The sequence below is a fragment of the Streptomyces sp. NPDC021019 genome (genome assembly GCF_044333295.1).
Taxonomy (GTDB): Bacteria; Actinomycetota; Actinomycetes; order Streptomycetales; family Streptomycetaceae; genus Streptomyces.
Genome location: NZ_JBIRQR010000002.1, coordinates 869,438 through 883,966, shown reverse-complemented (window position 1 = coordinate 883,966; position 14,529 = coordinate 869,438). Strand labels below are relative to the sequence as shown.

At 72.0% G+C, this 14,529-nt stretch carries 11 protein-coding genes and 1 pseudogene; 8 read left to right on the top strand and 4 right to left on the bottom strand.

Going from position 1 to position 14,529, the window contains the following annotated elements:
* The first annotated feature begins 96 nt into the window (after nt 1-96).
* From ACH4RG_RS15065 to ACH4RG_RS15055, 3 genes are all read left to right on the top strand, one after another.
* Complete coding sequence (locus ACH4RG_RS15065) at nt 97-984, top strand: DegV family protein (protein ID WP_398539643.1); 888 nt, start codon at nt 97-99, stop codon at nt 982-984.
* A 623-nt stretch (nt 985-1,607) separates the two neighbouring features.
* Nucleotides 1,608-2,297 (top strand): helix-hairpin-helix domain-containing protein, encoded by a 690-nt coding sequence (locus ACH4RG_RS15060; RefSeq protein WP_397916798.1) that lies wholly within the window; start codon nt 1,608-1,610, stop codon nt 2,295-2,297.
* Complete coding sequence (locus tag ACH4RG_RS15055) at nt 2,294-4,870, top strand: ComEC/Rec2 family competence protein (RefSeq protein ID WP_398539642.1); 2,577 nt, start codon at nt 2,294-2,296, stop codon at nt 4,868-4,870. The genes ACH4RG_RS15060 and ACH4RG_RS15055 overlap by 4 nt, the downstream gene beginning before the upstream one ends.
* Nucleotides 4,871-4,881: 11 nt before the next feature.
* Here ACH4RG_RS15055 and ACH4RG_RS15050 read toward each other — a convergent pair whose 3' ends face one another.
* Entirely contained in the window at nt 4,882-5,340 is a 459-nt protein-coding gene (locus tag ACH4RG_RS15050) for a pyridoxamine 5'-phosphate oxidase family protein (protein WP_397916796.1), read from the bottom strand.
* Nucleotides 5,341-5,460: 120 nt separating this feature from the next.
* On the opposite strand from ACH4RG_RS15050, the gene ACH4RG_RS15045 reads away from it, so the two are divergent.
* Both ACH4RG_RS15045 and ACH4RG_RS15040 read left to right on the top strand, forming a co-directional pair.
* Nucleotides 5,461-6,336: an arylamine N-acetyltransferase gene (locus tag ACH4RG_RS15045; RefSeq protein ID WP_398539641.1), complete on the top strand. Its 876-nt coding sequence runs from the start codon at nt 5,461-5,463 to the stop codon at nt 6,334-6,336.
* A 322-nt stretch (nt 6,337-6,658) separates the two neighbouring features.
* On the top strand, nt 6,659-7,540 hold the full coding sequence (locus ACH4RG_RS15040) for a YceI family protein (RefSeq protein WP_398161045.1): 882 nt from the start codon (nt 6,659-6,661) through the stop codon (nt 7,538-7,540).
* 39 nt (nt 7,541-7,579) lie between these two features.
* Here ACH4RG_RS15040 and ACH4RG_RS15035 read toward each other — a convergent pair whose 3' ends face one another.
* On the bottom strand, nt 7,580-7,825 hold the full coding sequence (locus tag ACH4RG_RS15035; RefSeq protein WP_032791316.1) for a hypothetical protein: 246 nt from the start codon (nt 7,823-7,825) through the stop codon (nt 7,580-7,582).
* A 119-nt stretch (nt 7,826-7,944) separates the two neighbouring features.
* On the opposite strand from ACH4RG_RS15035, the gene holA reads away from it, so the two are divergent.
* Nucleotides 7,945-8,931 (top strand): DNA polymerase III subunit delta, encoded by a 987-nt coding sequence (holA, locus tag ACH4RG_RS15030; protein WP_397916794.1) that lies wholly within the window; start codon nt 7,945-7,947, stop codon nt 8,929-8,931.
* Between the two features lie 423 nt (nt 8,932-9,354).
* On the opposite strand, the gene rpsT is transcribed toward holA, so the two are convergent.
* Nucleotides 9,355-9,621: a 30S ribosomal protein S20 gene (rpsT, locus tag ACH4RG_RS15025; RefSeq protein ID WP_018961227.1), complete on the bottom strand. Its 267-nt coding sequence runs from the start codon at nt 9,619-9,621 to the stop codon at nt 9,355-9,357.
* Nucleotides 9,622-9,837: 216 nt separating this feature from the next.
* Here rpsT and lepA point away from each other — a divergent pair, with 216 nt between their 5' ends.
* The gene (lepA, locus tag ACH4RG_RS15020) at nt 9,838-11,712 is read left to right on the top strand and encodes a translation elongation factor 4 (protein ID WP_097866787.1); all 1,875 of its coding nucleotides are present in this window, start codon (nt 9,838-9,840) and stop codon (nt 11,710-11,712) included.
* 269 nt (nt 11,713-11,981) lie between these two features.
* Nucleotides 11,982-13,871, top strand: a complete 1,890-nt coding sequence (locus ACH4RG_RS15015) for an AMP-dependent synthetase/ligase (RefSeq protein WP_397916793.1) — start codon at nt 11,982-11,984, stop codon at nt 13,869-13,871.
* A 311-nt stretch (nt 13,872-14,182) separates the two neighbouring features.
* Here ACH4RG_RS15015 and ACH4RG_RS15010 read toward each other — a convergent pair.
* A pseudogene (locus tag ACH4RG_RS15010) lies at nt 14,183-14,512 on the bottom strand (MFS transporter); the annotation flags it as partial.
* Nucleotides 14,513-14,529: the final 17 nt, after the last annotated feature.

The window sequence follows — 14,529 nt, the reverse complement described above, 5'->3', positions numbered from 1 at the left end:
CACGACCCGGCCGGATACGCTCCGAAGCGGCCATGAATGATCAGAGGGCCGGGGCCGGGCTGCCGCACTCCCACCACGCCAGGTAACCTCCGGCTCATGTCCCGCCATGTCGCTATCGTCACCGATTCCACGGCCTATCTGCCGCGCCCGACGATGGAACGGCACGGCATCACCGCAGTGCCGCTGACCGTCGTCCTGGGCGACCGGGCGCTGGAGGAGGGCACGGAGATCTCGGCCCGCTCCCTCGCCCTGGCTCTGCAGAAACGCCACTCCGTGACCACGTCCCGCCCCAGCCCCGAGGTCTTCGCCGCGGCCTACCGGACGGCGGCCGAGGGCGGCGCGGACGCGGTGGTGTCGCTGCACCTGTCGTCGGAGTTCTCGGGCACGTATGACGCCGCGCTGCTCGCGGCGGCGGACGCCCCCGTTCCGGTACGTGTGGTGGACACCGGCATGGTCGCCATGGCCCTCGGATTCTGCGCTCTGGCGGCTGCGGAGACCGCCGAGGCGGGCGGCGGCCTGGACGAGGCGGTATCGGCCGCGGAGAAGCGGGCCGCAGGCACCTCGGCGTACTTCTATGTCGACACGCTCGACTATCTGCGCCGGGGTGGACGCATCGGTACCGCGCAGGCCCTGCTGGGATCCGCGCTGGCGGTGAAACCGATCCTGGAGCTCGACGCGGGACGCATCGAGATGCTGGAGAAGGTGCGGACGGCGTCCAAGGCCATTGCCCGCCTGGAGGAGATCGTCGCCGAGCGGGCGGGGGCGGCCCCGGTGGACATCGCCGTCCACCACCTCGCCGCCCCGGAGCGCGCGGAGCGCCTGGCCGAGCGGCTGCGCGAGCGTGTCCCCGGTCTGGTCGACCTCCACGTCAGCGAGGTCGGCGCGGTGATCGGGGCGCACACGGGGCCGGGGCTGCTCGGCGCGGTGGTCTCCCTGCGGTGGTCTCCCTGCGGTGATCTCCCTGCGGTGATCTCCTGTCGGTGATCTCCTGGCGGTGAGCGGGGTTTCACTCCGTGGAGTGGCCGAATTATCCACAACCGCCGGTCTTTCCACAGGAATCGGTGCTGCTCAGCGGGTTCGGACGGATGTGCCTAACGTCATGAGGCATGGCCCTTCGATCTTCTCGGGCGTCGGCTCCCGATGCTCTTTCCGCCTCTGCCCTGTCATCCGATGCATCGTCCACGTTCCCACCTCCGCCTTCGCCTCCGCCGCCCGACCCGTTGTCGGCGAGGACGCCCGCACGGGTGCGGCGCGGTTCCGGCACGCGCCCGAGCGGCCGGGCGGGCGTGGGCCCCGGCGCGCGTTCCGGTGCACGCCATGGTGGGCGGCTGTCCGCGCGGGGACGTTCCGCCCGTGCCGCGGCGGCCGCGCGTCGTCGGGCGGACGCGCTGATGGCAGGCGTCCCCGCGCCAGGGCGCGGTACAGCGCCCGCTTCGGTGCGTGAGGCGGAGCCCGTACCCGTATCGGTGCGTGAGGCGGAGCCCGCGCCCGTGCCCGTGCCCGTGTCGGAAGCCCCTGAGGCGGGGCCCGGGGGTGCGGCCAGGGCGGGCCGTCTTGTGTCGGCCGTTCGGGAGCGGCTGCCGTTGTGGGTGCGGCTCAGGTGTGGGATGGGGCCGCGCACGCCGGTGGTGCTCGGGCTGGTGCTGCTCGCCGCCGTGGGTGTCGCGGCGTTCCACTTCTGGTCCGTACGCCCCCAGGCCGTGCGCCCGCCGGAGCGGGTCGCGGACGAAGCGGCGGCGCCCGCGTTGCCCCCGGACCCGTTACGGTCCGGGGGCCCCGGACAGGCCGCACGCCCGGCCGCAGGGGCGCCACCGGACGTGGAGGCGGGTGGGAGCGGGCAGATCGTCGTCGACGTGAGCGGCAAGGTGCGTCGGCCGGGGGTCCGTCGGCTTCCTGCGGGCTCACGGGTGGCGGACGCGCTCGCCGCTGCGGGGGGTGTGCGCGCGGGCACGGATGTGACGGGGCTCAATCGGGCGCGGGTTCTGCTGGACGGTGAGCAGGTCGTCGTGGGCCTGCCGCCCGGCCCGCCGGTCCCCGGGTTGGGCGGTGGCGGGCGCGCCGGGGCCGAGGGGGCGGGCGGCGCGCCGGGCGGGCCCGGACCCTCGGCACCGCTGAGCCTGACCACGGCGACCGCGGAGCAGTTGGAAACGCTGCCAGGGGTCGGACCCGTGCTGGCCCAGCACATGATCGACTACCGCACGGAGAACAACGGATTCCGTTCCGTCGACGAGCTCAGGCAGGTCAACGGGATCGGCGACCGCCGCTTCGCCGAACTCCAGCCGCTCGTACGGCCATGAGCAGCCGGGAGGCCCCGCCCCACGTCCGGGAAGCGGGCGATGCCGCGGGCAGTTCGGCGGGTGCGCCGAGCGATTCGGGTGCGCCGGGTGTTCCGGGAACGCCGAGTGATTCGGGTGCGCCGGGTGGGGCCGGGGCGCGAGGGGACGGGCCCGCCGACCTGCGGCTCGTTCCGCCCGCCCTGGCGGTCTGGGCGGCTGCGGCCTCGACCCTGGGGCTGCCGGGGCGGTGGGTGGCCGCCGCAGTCGCCGCCTGCCTGGTTCCGGCGGTCGTTCTGCTGGTGGTGGCCTCGCGCACCTCGCGGGAGCGGCGGCCCGCCGGACGGTCCCGGGCCGTCGCCGCCGGGGGAGCCGTCCTGCTGTGCGCGGCGGTGGGCGCGGCCGTGGCCGGACTCCACGGGGCCGATGTGCGGCGGGGTCCCGTCCCCAGGCTGGCGGAGGAGTACGCGCGGATCGACGCCGACGTACGGGTGACCTCGGATCCCCGGACGACCCGCCCGGCGGTCCGTGGCAACCACAGCGCCCCGGCCCTTGTCCTGATCGACGCCGAGGTCATGGAGGCGCGGACGCCGGACGGCTCGGGCACCCGGGTCCGGACACCGGTGCTGCTCATGGTCGCGGCGGGCGACCACCGGGCGGACTGGCAGAAGCTGCTGCCGTCCACCCGGCTCCGGCTCGGCGGCAGGCTCTCGCCCCCCGCCCATGAGGGCGAACGCCTGGCGGCGGTCCTCCGGGTGGACGACGAGGGGGCACCTCGGATCACCGGTCCGCCGACGCGGATCCAGCGCATGGCCGGGGAGCTGCGCGCCGGGTTGCGGGAGGCGACGGACGACTTGGACGCGGACGCCCGTGCGCTGCTGCCGGGGTTGGTGGTCGGTGACACCTCCAGGGTCCCGCCCGAACTCCACGACGCCTTCAAGGCGACCGATCTGACGCATCTCTTGAGCGTTTCCGGGGCCAACCTCTCGATCCTGCTCTTCCTCCTCGTCGGGCCACCGGGCTTGGCGTCGAGCGCGGAACGGCGCGGGCTGGCACCCCTGTTGGGGCTCTCCCTGCGGGGCACCGCGTTGATCGGTGGCGGCCTGACCCTCGCCTTCATCGTCGTGTGCCGTCCGGAACCGAGCGTGCTCCGCGCGGCAGCCTGCGGTCTCATCACGCTCCTCGCGATCGGAACGGGCCGACGGAGGTCCCTGATTCCCGCCCTGGCGGGGGCTGTCGTCCTCCTGCTGCTCTACGATCCCTGGCTCGCCCGGAGTTACGGCTTCCTGCTGTCGGTGCTGGCCACCGGTGCGCTGCTGACCCTCGCGCCACGGTGGAGCGCCGCCCTGCGGGCACGACGGGTGCCGGGGAGGCTCGCCGAGGTGCTGGCCGCGGCTGCGGCCGCGCAGGCCGTGTGCGCACCCGTGGTAGTGGTCCTGGCCTCACGGGTCAGCCTCGTGGCGGTTCCGTGCAACCTGCTGGCGGAGTTCGCGGTGGCGCCGGCGACGGTGCTCGGGTTCGCGGCCCTGGCCGTCGCCCCGGTCTCCCCGCCGGTGGCCGAACTGCTGGCCGGGATCGCCGGCTGGCCGGTCGGGTGGATCGCCGCGGTCGCCCGCACGGGGGCGGGGCTTCCCGGAGCGGAGGCCCAGTGGCCCGGAGGGTGGTCCGGCGCGGCGCTGCTCGCCGGACTCACGGGGCTGGCCGTGTTCCTGGCGCCGAGGCTGGCCCGGCGCCCGTGGATCTGCGCGGCTACCGGGCTGCTCCTCGTGCTGGCGGTGCTGAGGCCGGCTCCGCTGACCCGGATCATGACCGGATGGCCGCCGCCCGACTGGGCGTTCGCCCTCTGCGACGTGGGGCAGGGCGACGCGATGGTGTTCAGGGCGGGGGAGGGCACGGGGGTGGTCGTCGACGCCGGACCCGACCCCCGTGCGGTCGACCGTTGCCTGCGCGACCTCGCGGTGACCCGTGTCCCCCTCGTGGTCCTCACCCACTTCCACGCCGACCATGTGCGCGGGCTGCCAGGTGTGCTCCGGGGCAGGGCGGTGGGCGCGATCCAGACGACGAGCCTCGAAGAGCCGCCGGAGCAGGCCGCGTTCGTACGGCGGACAGCGGCTGCGGCGCGGGTCCCGACGATGCGGGCCGTGGCGGGCGAGCGCCGCCGGGCGGGCCCGGTCGACTGGCGGGTCCTCTGGCCGCGCGAAGGGACCGGGGGAGCGGGGGCGCCGGCGCGCGAGCCGAACGACTCCAGCGTCACGCTGCGCGTACGGGCGGCCGGCGGGCTGACGCTGCTGCTCCTCGGGGACCTCGAACCCCCGGCCCAGCGGGAGTTGCTGCGTGGCCGGGAGGCTTCGGGTCCCGTGGACGTCCTCAAGGTGGCCCACCACGGCTCGGCGTTCCAGGACACCGGGCTGCTCCACGGCGTACGGCCGAGGCTGGCACTCATCTCCTGCGGCGCGGACAATCCGTACGGACACCCCTCGGCCCGCACGGTGGGCGCCCTCAGGGCCGCCGGGGCCCGGGTCCTGCGCACCGATACCGACGGCTCGATCGCGGTGACGGGCGCCGGGAAGGCGCTGCGAGCGGTGGGCCGGTCATGACGTCGCACGGGTCAGACCAGCCACGCTCCGGCGAGCATCAGGTCGCGGTCGGCCAGCTCGTTCACCTCGCGCCAGGCGCGCACGGTGTGGGGGGTGATGTGGAGAAACACCCAGACGGGGGTGCGTGGGTCCCATCGGAGCTTCGCGGCGAAGGCTTCCCTTGCCGCGGGGGGAAGGTCGGCCCCCTCCAGGATCCTCGCCCCGCCCTCGATCAGCACCACGTCGCGCGTGGGGCCGAGGGTGATGCGGATCGGACCGTCGGGGGTCACGTTGACGGCGGTGGGATTGGTCCGCCGGGTGGCCATGACCAGAGTGCCGGTGTCGTCGTCCCAGAGGAACGACAGCGGGACCAGAGTGGGAACGCCGTCCGCGGAGGCCGTCGCCACCCATGCGTCCTCGTCCTGTCGCAGACGGTCCAGGGTGTCCTGCTTGCGCTGCTCCCGGCTGCGCGCGGGATCGGGTTCGCTCATGCCCGTCAGGCTAGACCGCGATCACCGTGCGCACCTCGGGCAACGGGCCTCGGTCAGGAGTCCTAGGACCCGTCGTGGGACCGGTGGTCCGTGCGGCGGGAGAGGGCACAGACTGGGCCCATGATCTCGCAGACACCCACGACGTCCGGCGCCTCCGTCCCGGGAACCGACCACGGCGACGACGGCATCACCCGCGCCGTCGTCGACGCGTATCTCACCCGGATCGGCGCGGACCGTCCGGCGCGGGCCGACATCGAAGCGCTGCGCCACCTGCAGCACCGGCATCTGCTCGCCGTGCCCTTCGAGAACCTCTCGGTCCATCTGGGCGAGGACGTCGTGCTGGAGGAACGGGCGCTCATGGCCAAGGTGACCGGCGGACGCGGGGGCTTCTGCTACGAACTGAACGGTGCGTTCGGGGCGTTGCTGCGTGCCCTCGGCTTCCGGGTGGCTCTGCTCCAGGCCCGGGTCTTCGGCGACGGCGGCCGCCTGGGTATTCCGTACGACCACATGGCGCTGCGGGTGGAGACCGAGGACGGTACGGGGCCCTGGCTGGCGGATGTCGGGTTCGGCGACAACGCGCTGTGGCCGCTGGCGCTCGACGTCCGGGTGGAGCAGGAGGACCCCCGGGGCGTGTTCCGGCTCCGTCAGGCGCCGCAAGGGGACCTGGACCTGCTGCGCGGAGGCTCACGGCAGTTCCGGCTCGATCTGAGGCCGCGGACGCTGCCGGAGTTCCGGGGAGGGGCCTGGTACCACCGCACCTCGCCGGACTCGCACTTCACCCGGTCCCTGGTGTGCTCCCGGTACACGGAGACCGGGAGGGTGACGCTGAGCGGGCGGACCCTGGTCACCACGGTCGGCGGGGATCGGCACCGTTCGGAACTGGCCACGGACGAGGAGGTGCTCGCCGCCTACCGGGACCACTTCGGGGTGCGGTTCTCCCGGGTTCCCCAGCTCCGGGAGGCCGTCGCGGCACCGGGACCCGACGCCGACCGGTGACACGCCACACGCTACGGACGAACGTCGCGGACGGACGCCGAGGGCGAACGCGGCGGGCGGCTGATCCGCACCGGCGGAACGTGCCGTCCGCGCCTTCGGTAACACCCGTGCGCGGTTCGACGCAGTTCAGCTCACTTCGCCATAGGTCCGTACACCCCATTACACCTTGTGGCAGCTTCGGGCAAGACCCTCCGAGGTCCTCCGTTTGCCTCGAACGCCGCAATAGTGATCGAATGCGTACTCGTCGGCGGGCCGCTGATCCGACAAAGACGTCCACATGTCAGGGGCCCGAAGCGTGCAGCGCCCCTGGGGGTACGTAGAGATGTTCGGCCGTTGGCTGGGAAACAGAGGCCAGGCGGGTCGGCGCGGTGGGTCCCTCGCCGGATTCCACGTGCCCCGCACCGCGGGCGTGCTCAACTGCCGGGTGCTGGACCCGGTCAACGAACCGGTTCAGCAGGCCGAGTTCGTCGTGACCGACAGCGCGGGCCGCAAGGTGATCGGCGGGGAGACGGACCCCTTCGGCAGTGTTCTCGCCACGGTCCCGGCGGGCGACTACCGGCTGGCGATCACGGCCGAGGGCTTCACCCCGTTCCACGGAGCCGTGACGGTGGCCGAGGGCGCGCACGCCACGCTGGGCGATGTGACCCTCCAGGTGGCGCAGCCGCCGCAGCTGCCCGACCCCGGCGACTGGGACATCGAGCCGAACCACTCGCAGATCGGTTTCACCGCCCGGCACATCGGGCTGGCGCGCATCCACGGCAGGTTCAACACCTTCGCCGGGGCGGTCCGGATCGCCGACCGCATGGAGGACTCCGCCATGCACGTGATCATCGACGCGGCCTCGATCGACACCAACGTGCAGATGCGCGACGACCACCTGCGCTCCGGCGACTTCCTCGACGTCGGCCGCTACCCGACGCTGGAGTTCTACAGCGAGCGCTTCGTCCACCGGGGCGGCAGCCGGTGGGGTGTCACCGGGGCGCTGACCCTGCACGGCGTCAGCCGTACCGTGACGCTGGACACGCAGTACCTCGGGATCGGCAACGGCCTGGAGGGCGAGACGCGCGCCGCCTGCCGGGCCACCACCGAACTGCACCGTGAGGACTTCACCCTCACCTGGCAGACCATGCTGGCACGCGGGATCGCCGTGGTGGGGCCGAGCATCGTGATCGACCTGGACATCCAGATCGTGCCCAAGGGCTGAGCGCGCCGGACCGTTCCCGAGGGCCGATCCTGCCGGGCGTCACGGCTTCTCCAGCCAGCCCTCGTACTCCTCCGCGAACGCGTCGAGCGCGGCCGGGTCCAGGCGTCCGGCCGCGTCCTCCACGACCACCAGCCACTGGGCGTCCTCGGCGTCGTCCTCGCCGGCCAGCGCGTCCCGTACGAGCTGGGGCTCCTCGGCGACCCCGAAGCGGTCCGCCAGCTCCCCGGCCACCTCCTCCGCGGCGTCGCGGTCGGGCAGGACCAGTACATGTCTCACATCGCTCACCCGGCCATTCTCCGGTACGAGCGTTCGTGCCCCGCGCCCTGGCCCCGCGCCCCGGCCCCGCGCCCGGGACGGCCCGGGGCCGTCCGGGCTGTCAGCGGGGCGTGGGATGCTGGATCGCGATGGCCACCAGGAAGAATTCCACCGACGATCCGCTCGCGCCCCTCACCCTCGCCGTGGGCCAGGAGGACCTCCTCCTGGACCGTGCGGTGCAGCAGGTGGTGGCGGCCGCCCGCGCTGCCGACGCCGACACGGACGTACGGGATCTGGCGTCCGACCAGTTGCAGCCCGGCACGCTCGCCGAGCTCACCAGCCCCTCGCTCTTCGCCGAGCGCAAGGTCGTGATCGTGCGCAACGCGCAGGACCTCTCGGCCGACACGATCAAGGACGTCAAGGCGTATCTCGGCGCGCCGGTCGACGAGATCACGCTCGTCCTGCTGCACGCGGGCGGCGCCAAGGGCAAGGGGCTGCTGGACGCGGCGCGCAAGGCCGGGGCGCGGGAGGTCGCCTGCCCGAAGACCACCAAGCCCGCCGAGCGGCTCTCCTTCGTACGGTCGGAGTTCCGGGCGCACGGGCGGTCCGCGACGCCGGAGGCCTGCCAGGCGCTGGTCGACTCCATCGGCAGCGATCTGCGGGAGCTGGCGAGTGCGGTGTCCCAGCTGATCGCGGACGTCGAGGGCACGATCGACGAGGCGGTCGTCGGGCGCTATTACACCGGGCGGGCGGAAGCCTCGTCGTTCACCGTCGCCGACCGGGCGGTCGAGGGGCGCGCGGCGGAGGCGCTGGAGGCACTCAGGTGGTCGCTGTCGACCGGCGTCCCGCCCGTCCTGATCACCAGTGCGTTGGCGCAGGGAGTACGGGCGATCGGGAAGCTGTCCTCGGCCCGGGGCGGCCGGCCCGCCGATCTGGCCCGGGAGCTGGGTATGCCGCCGTGGAAGATCGACCGGGTGCGGCAACAGATGCGCGGATGGACGCCGGACGGGGTCGCGGTGGCCCTGCGGGCGGTGGCGGCGGCGGACGCGGGGGTGAAGGGCGGGGGGGACGATCCCGAGTACGCCCTGGAGAAGGCCGTCGTCGTGGTCGCGCGGGCCGCGCGGGCGGGACGGTAGGCCTCTCGGGGCGGGGTGGGCGGTCGGCCAGGGGTCGGCCGCGGTGCGCGGGACCCTGTGCGCCCCGGTTCCGTCCTCAAGCGCCGGAGAAGCTGGGCCGGCGCCGGGGACGCGCCGGATGTGCCCCCGACCGGGCGCGGATGTACCGGGCGCGGATGTACCCCTTGACCGGGCGTCGGATGTGCCCCGGAACGGGCTTCGGATGTGCCCCGGACCCGGCGCTGGGTGTCGCCTCACGCACGGAAGCCCCGGTCCTCGATCTGGGGAGATCGGGGGCCGGGGCTTCCGGGTCACACTCCGGGTGCGCCGCACCCGCGTGGCGAACGCAGGTTCGGTGTGCGGCGCGGGGTGCCGGTCAGGGGCGGGAGAGAGGGCCCGTCTGGTCCGTTCCGGCGGTCACATCAGTGAGCTTCGGGAAGAAGCTCAGGCCTGCAGGGCGGCAACCTTGGACGCCAGCGCCGACTTCTTGTTGGCGGCGGCGTTCTTGTGGATGACACCCTTCGAGACAGCCTTGTCGAGCTGACGGGAAGCGTCGCGGACGGCCGTGGTGGCCTTCTCGACGTCACCGGCAACGGCGGCCTCGCGGGCCTTGCGGATCGCGGTCTTGAGCGACGACTTGACGGCCTTGTTGCGCAGGCGCGCCTTCTCGTTGGTCTTGTTCCGCTTGATCTGGGACTTGATGTTCGCCACGAATAGAGCCTTTTCAGGTTCGTTGGATCTTCCAGGTGAGCCGCGCCGCTCGTGAGAGCCACGAGGCACAGCTGTCCACGGTAGCAGCCACCCTCCGACCGGCCCAAACCGGTCGCTGTCCCGCAGCCGTGGGACGATGGAGCCTACGTATCGATCCGACCGACCCGACATCGACCCGAGACACGGCGTTCGGCGTCTCAAGAATCAGGACCCTGCGTGCCCGCGACTCCTTCCAACGTGCCCGAGCCGAGCCGTACCGACCCGGCGCTGATCCGCAATTTCTGCATCATCGCGCACATCGACCACGGCAAGTCGACCCTCGCCGACCGGATGCTTCAGCTGACCGGAGTGGTCGACCAGCGGCAGATGCGTGCTCAGTACCTCGACCGGATGGACATCGAGCGCGAGCGCGGCATCACCATCAAGTCCCAGGCGGTCCGGCTGCCCTGGGCCCCCAACACGGGTGAGGACACGGGTACCACCCATGTCCTCAACATGATCGACACCCCGGGCCACGTGGACTTCACCTACGAGGTCTCCCGTTCGCTCGCGGCCTGCGAGGGCACGGTCCTGCTGGTCGACGCCGCGCAGGGCATCGAGGCCCAGACGCTGGCCAACCTCTATCTCGCGATGGAGAACGACCTCACCATCGTCCCGGTGCTCAACAAGATCGACCTGCCCGCCGCGCAGCCGGAGAAGTTCTCCGAGGAGCTGGCCAACCTCATCGGCTGCCAGCCCGAGGACGTGCTCAAGGTCTCCGCGAAGACAGGCGTCGGCGTGGACGCGCTGCTCGACCGGGTCGTGCGGGACGTGCCGGCCCCGGTCGGCGTCGCGGACGCCCCCGCCCGCGCGATGATCTTCGACTCGGTCTACGACGCGTACCGCGGTGTCGTCACCTATGTCCGTGTCATCGACGGGCAGCTCAACAAGCGCGAACGCATCCGCATGATGTCGACCGGCGCCACCCACGAGCTGCTGGAGATCGGGGTGTCGTCCCCCGAGATGACCCCGGCCGACGGCATCGGCGTGGGCGAGGTCGGCTACATCATCACCGGGGTGAAGGACGTCCGGCAGTCCAAGGTGGGTGACACGATCACCTCGTTGCACAACGGGGCGACCGAGGCGCTGGGCGGCTACAAGGAGCCCAAGCCGATGGTGTTCTCCGGGCTGTATCCGCTCGACGGATCGGACTACCCGGATCTGCGCGAGGCGCTGGACAAGCTCCAGCTCAACGACGCCGCCCTGATCTACGAGCCGGAGACCTCCGCCGCGCTCGGCTTCGGCTTCCGCGTCGGCTTCCTCGGCCTGCTCCACCTGGACGTGGTCCGGGAGCGGCTGGAGCGCGAGTTCGGCCTGGACCTGATCGCCACCGCCCCCAACGTGGTCTACCGCGTCGAGATGGAGGACGGCACCGAGCACGTCGTCACCAACCCGAGCGAGTTCCCCGAGGGCAAGATCGACAAGGTGCACGAGCCGGTCGTCCGCGCCACGGTGCTGGCCCCGAGCGAGTTCATCGGCGCGATCATGGAGCTGTGCCAGAACCGGCGTGGCACCCTGCTCGGCATGGACTACCTCTCCGAGGACCGGGTCGAGATCCGCTACACCCTGCCGCTCGCGGAGATCGTCTTCGACTTCTTCGACCAGCTGAAGTCCAAGACCCGGGGTTACGCCTCCCTCGACTACGAGCCCACCGGCGAGCAGTCGGCCCAGCTCGTCAAGGTCGACATCCTGCTGCACGGCGACAAGGTGGACGCGTTCTCCGCGGTCACCCACAAGGACAAGGCGTACGCGTACGGCGTACGGCTCGTCGCCAAGCTGCAGAAGCTCATCCCCCGGCAGAACTTCGAGGTGCCGATCCAGGCGGCCATCGGCGCCCGGGTCATCGCCCGGGAGACCGTGCGCGCCATCCGCAAGGACGTCCTCGCCAAGTGCTACGGCGGTGACATCTCCCGTAAGCGGAAGCTGCTGGAGAAGCAGAAGGAGGGCAAGAAGCGGATGAAGATGGTCGGCAACGTGGAGGTTCCGCAGGACGCCTTCATCTCCGTCCTGTCGACCGACGAGTCCGCGGGGGAGAGCAAGGGCAAGAAGTAGTCCGCTCTCCAGGGGCCCCCATGCCGCGGTACCGGCGTGGGGGCCCTTTCGTTATGAAAGCTGCGGTCCGTTGCCTCTTACGTGGCGGACACGCGCGCTCTACTCTGATCACGACTCGATGGTTACTGGTCAGTTAAACAAGCCCGACCAAGCAGGTTGCGCAGAAGCACGGGAGCAGTAGGCAGTAGGCGGTAGGCAGTAGGACCACAGCAGCCAGTCGCCGTATCAAAGAAGCCGGTCGTAGCAATGCCGCAGGCCCGGAGGACGTCGTGAGCGACACACAGACCTTGATCGATAACCGGCCGCCCTCCGTGGCGGCCCTCTTCATCGACCGCGTGGCGGCGACCCCGGACGGGGAGGCGTACCGCTATCCGGTGCCGTCGGCCTCGGGCTCGGGTCCCGACGACTGGAGGTCGCTGAGCTGGGGCCAGGCCTCGGAGCGGGTCTACGCGATCGCCGCCGGACTGATCGCCCTCGGAGTACGGCCGGAGGAGCGGGTCGCCCTCTCCTCGGCCACCCGGGTGGAATGGATCCTCATCGACCTCGGGGTGATGTGCGCGGGCGCCGCGACGACCACCGTCTACCCGTCCACGAACGCCGAGGAGTCCGCCTTCATCCTGGCCGACTCCGAGAGCCGCATTCTCGTCGCGGAGAACGCCGAGCAGCTGGCCAAGGCGCGGGAGACCCGCGCGGACCTGCCGGACCTCGCCCATGTCGTGGTCATCGACCCGGCCGGCGCCGAGCCCGCCGATGACGACCCCGAGGGCTGGATCCTCACCCTCGACGAGCTGGAGGCCCGGGGCGCCGAGCTCCTCGCCAAGACCCCGGACGCGGTCACCGAGCGGGTCGCCGCGATCACCCCCGACCAGCTGGCCACCCTCATCTACACCTCGGGCACCACCGGCCGCCCCAAAGGCGTACGGCTCCCGCACGACAACTGGTCGTACATGGCCAAGGCCACCGTGGCGACCGGGCTGATCACGGCCGAGGACGTGCAGTACCTCTGGCTGCCGCTCGCCCACGTCTTCGGCAAGGTCCTCACCTCCGGGCAGATCGAGGTCGGCCACGTCACCGCGATCGACGGCCGCATCGACAAGATCATCGAGAACCTGCCGGTCGTCCAGCCGACCTACATGGCCGCGGTGCCCCGGATCTTCGAGAAGGTCTACAACGGGGTCGCCTCCAAGGCCCGCGCGGGCGGCGGAGCCAAGTACAAGATCTTCCAGTGGGCCGCCGGAGTCGCCCGCGAGTACGCCAAGGTCTCCCAGGACAACTTCCGCCGCACCGGCAAGGCCTCCGTCCCCTTCGCGCTCGGCGCCAAGCACAAGGTCGCCGACGCCCTCGTCTTCTCCAAGATCCGTGAGGCCTTCGGTGGCCGGCTGCGCGCCTGCATCTCCGGCTCCGCCGCCCTCGCCCCGGACATCGGCTACTTCTTCGCGGGCGCCGGAGTCCACATCCTGGAGGGCTACGGCCTCACCGAGACCAGCGCCGCCTCCTTCGTCAACCCGGGCGAGGCGTACCGCACCGGCACCGTCGGCAAGCCGCTCCCCGGCACCGAGGTGCGCATCGCCGACGATGGCGAGATCCTGCTGCGCGGCCCCGGCGTCATGCAGGGCTACCACAACCTGCCCGACAAGACCGAGGAGGTCCTGGAGTCGGACGGCTGGATCCACACCGGGGACATCGGCGAGCTGTCGGTCGACGGCTACCTCCGCATCACCGACCGTAAGAAGGACCTGATCAAGACGTCCGGCGGCAAGTACGTGGCCCCGGCGGAGGTCGAGGGTCAGTTCAAGGCGGTCTGCCCGTTCGTCTCCAACATCCTGGTGCACGGCGCGGACCGGAACTTCTGCACCGCGCTCATCGCGCTCGACGGCCCCACCCTCCTCGGGTGGGCCGCCGAGAACGGCCTGGAGGGCAAGTCGTACGCGGAGGTCGTCGCCGCCCCGCAGACCGTCGAGCTGATCGACGGGTACGTCAAGCGCCTCAACGAGGGCCTCCAGCGCTGGCAGACCATCAAGAAGTTCCGCCTCCTGCCGCGCGACCTGGACGTCGAGCACGGCGAGCTGACTCCCAGCCTCAAGCTGAAGCGGCCGGTCGTCGAGCGGGAGTACCGGGGGCTCATCGACGAGATGTACGCGGGCTCGCGCGAGGCCTGAGCCACGAGGCCGGCGCGAGGCACGGCCTCTCATGGCGGCCGTTGGCGGGCTCGGCCCCGGATGGGCGCCGGCGGGGCGGCCGGACACCAGAGGTGTCTTGCCGCCGCGTTCCGGTCGGCCCGTTCCGGTCGGCCCGTTCCGGCCGTCCCGCTCTGGCCGCGAGTGGCGCATCGCGGACGTCAAGGTGCGCGATGCGCCGGTCGTTCGCCGCGGTGGTCGAGGTCCGCGCGCCTACTCCACTCGCACCGGCCTCGCACCGACCTCGCAGGTCCGCTCCGAGCCCAGCCGACCCTCGCGGCCCCGCGCCCGCTTCAGCCGCGCCGGCCCCGCAGGACCCTGCCGAGCACCACCACCAGCAGTCCGGCGCAGGGGATCACCAGCAGCCCGGCGCGCAGGCTGGTCGCGTCGGCGACGTAACCGACGACCGGCGGGGACAGCAGGAAACCCAGGCGCATGAGCCAGGAGACGATCGTCAGACCCGTTCCCGGTTTCAGGCCGGGCAGGGCGTCGGCTTCGTGCATCGCAGCGGGCACCAGCGTCGCCACCCCGAATCCGGCCAGGGCGAAGCCCAGGACGGTTCCGGGCGGCGTCGGCACCGCCAGGGCGAGTCCCATGCCGAACGCGGTGATCAGGCCGCCGGTCAGGTTGGCGAACACGG

Bases quoted from the DNA above. Each gene is read 5' to 3' on its own strand.
- ACH4RG_RS15065 (WP_398539643.1), top strand. From the start codon at position 97: ATGTCCCGCCATGTCGCTATCGTCACCGATTCCACGGCCTATCTGCCG.
- ACH4RG_RS15060 (WP_397916798.1), top strand. From the start codon at position 1,608: ATGGGGCCGCGCACGCCGGTGGTGCTCGGGCTGGTGCTGCTCGCCGCC.
- ACH4RG_RS15055 (WP_398539642.1), top strand. From the start codon at position 2,294: ATGAGCAGCCGGGAGGCCCCGCCCCACGTCCGGGAAGCGGGCGATGCC.
- ACH4RG_RS15050 (WP_397916796.1), bottom strand. From the start codon at position 5,340: ATGAGCGAACCCGATCCCGCGCGCAGCCGGGAGCAGCGCAAGCAGGAC.
- ACH4RG_RS15045 (WP_398539641.1), top strand. From the start codon at position 5,461: ATGATCTCGCAGACACCCACGACGTCCGGCGCCTCCGTCCCGGGAACC.
- ACH4RG_RS15040 (WP_398161045.1), top strand. From the start codon at position 6,659: ATGTTCGGCCGTTGGCTGGGAAACAGAGGCCAGGCGGGTCGGCGCGGT.
- holA (WP_397916794.1), top strand. From the start codon at position 7,945: ATGGCCACCAGGAAGAATTCCACCGACGATCCGCTCGCGCCCCTCACC.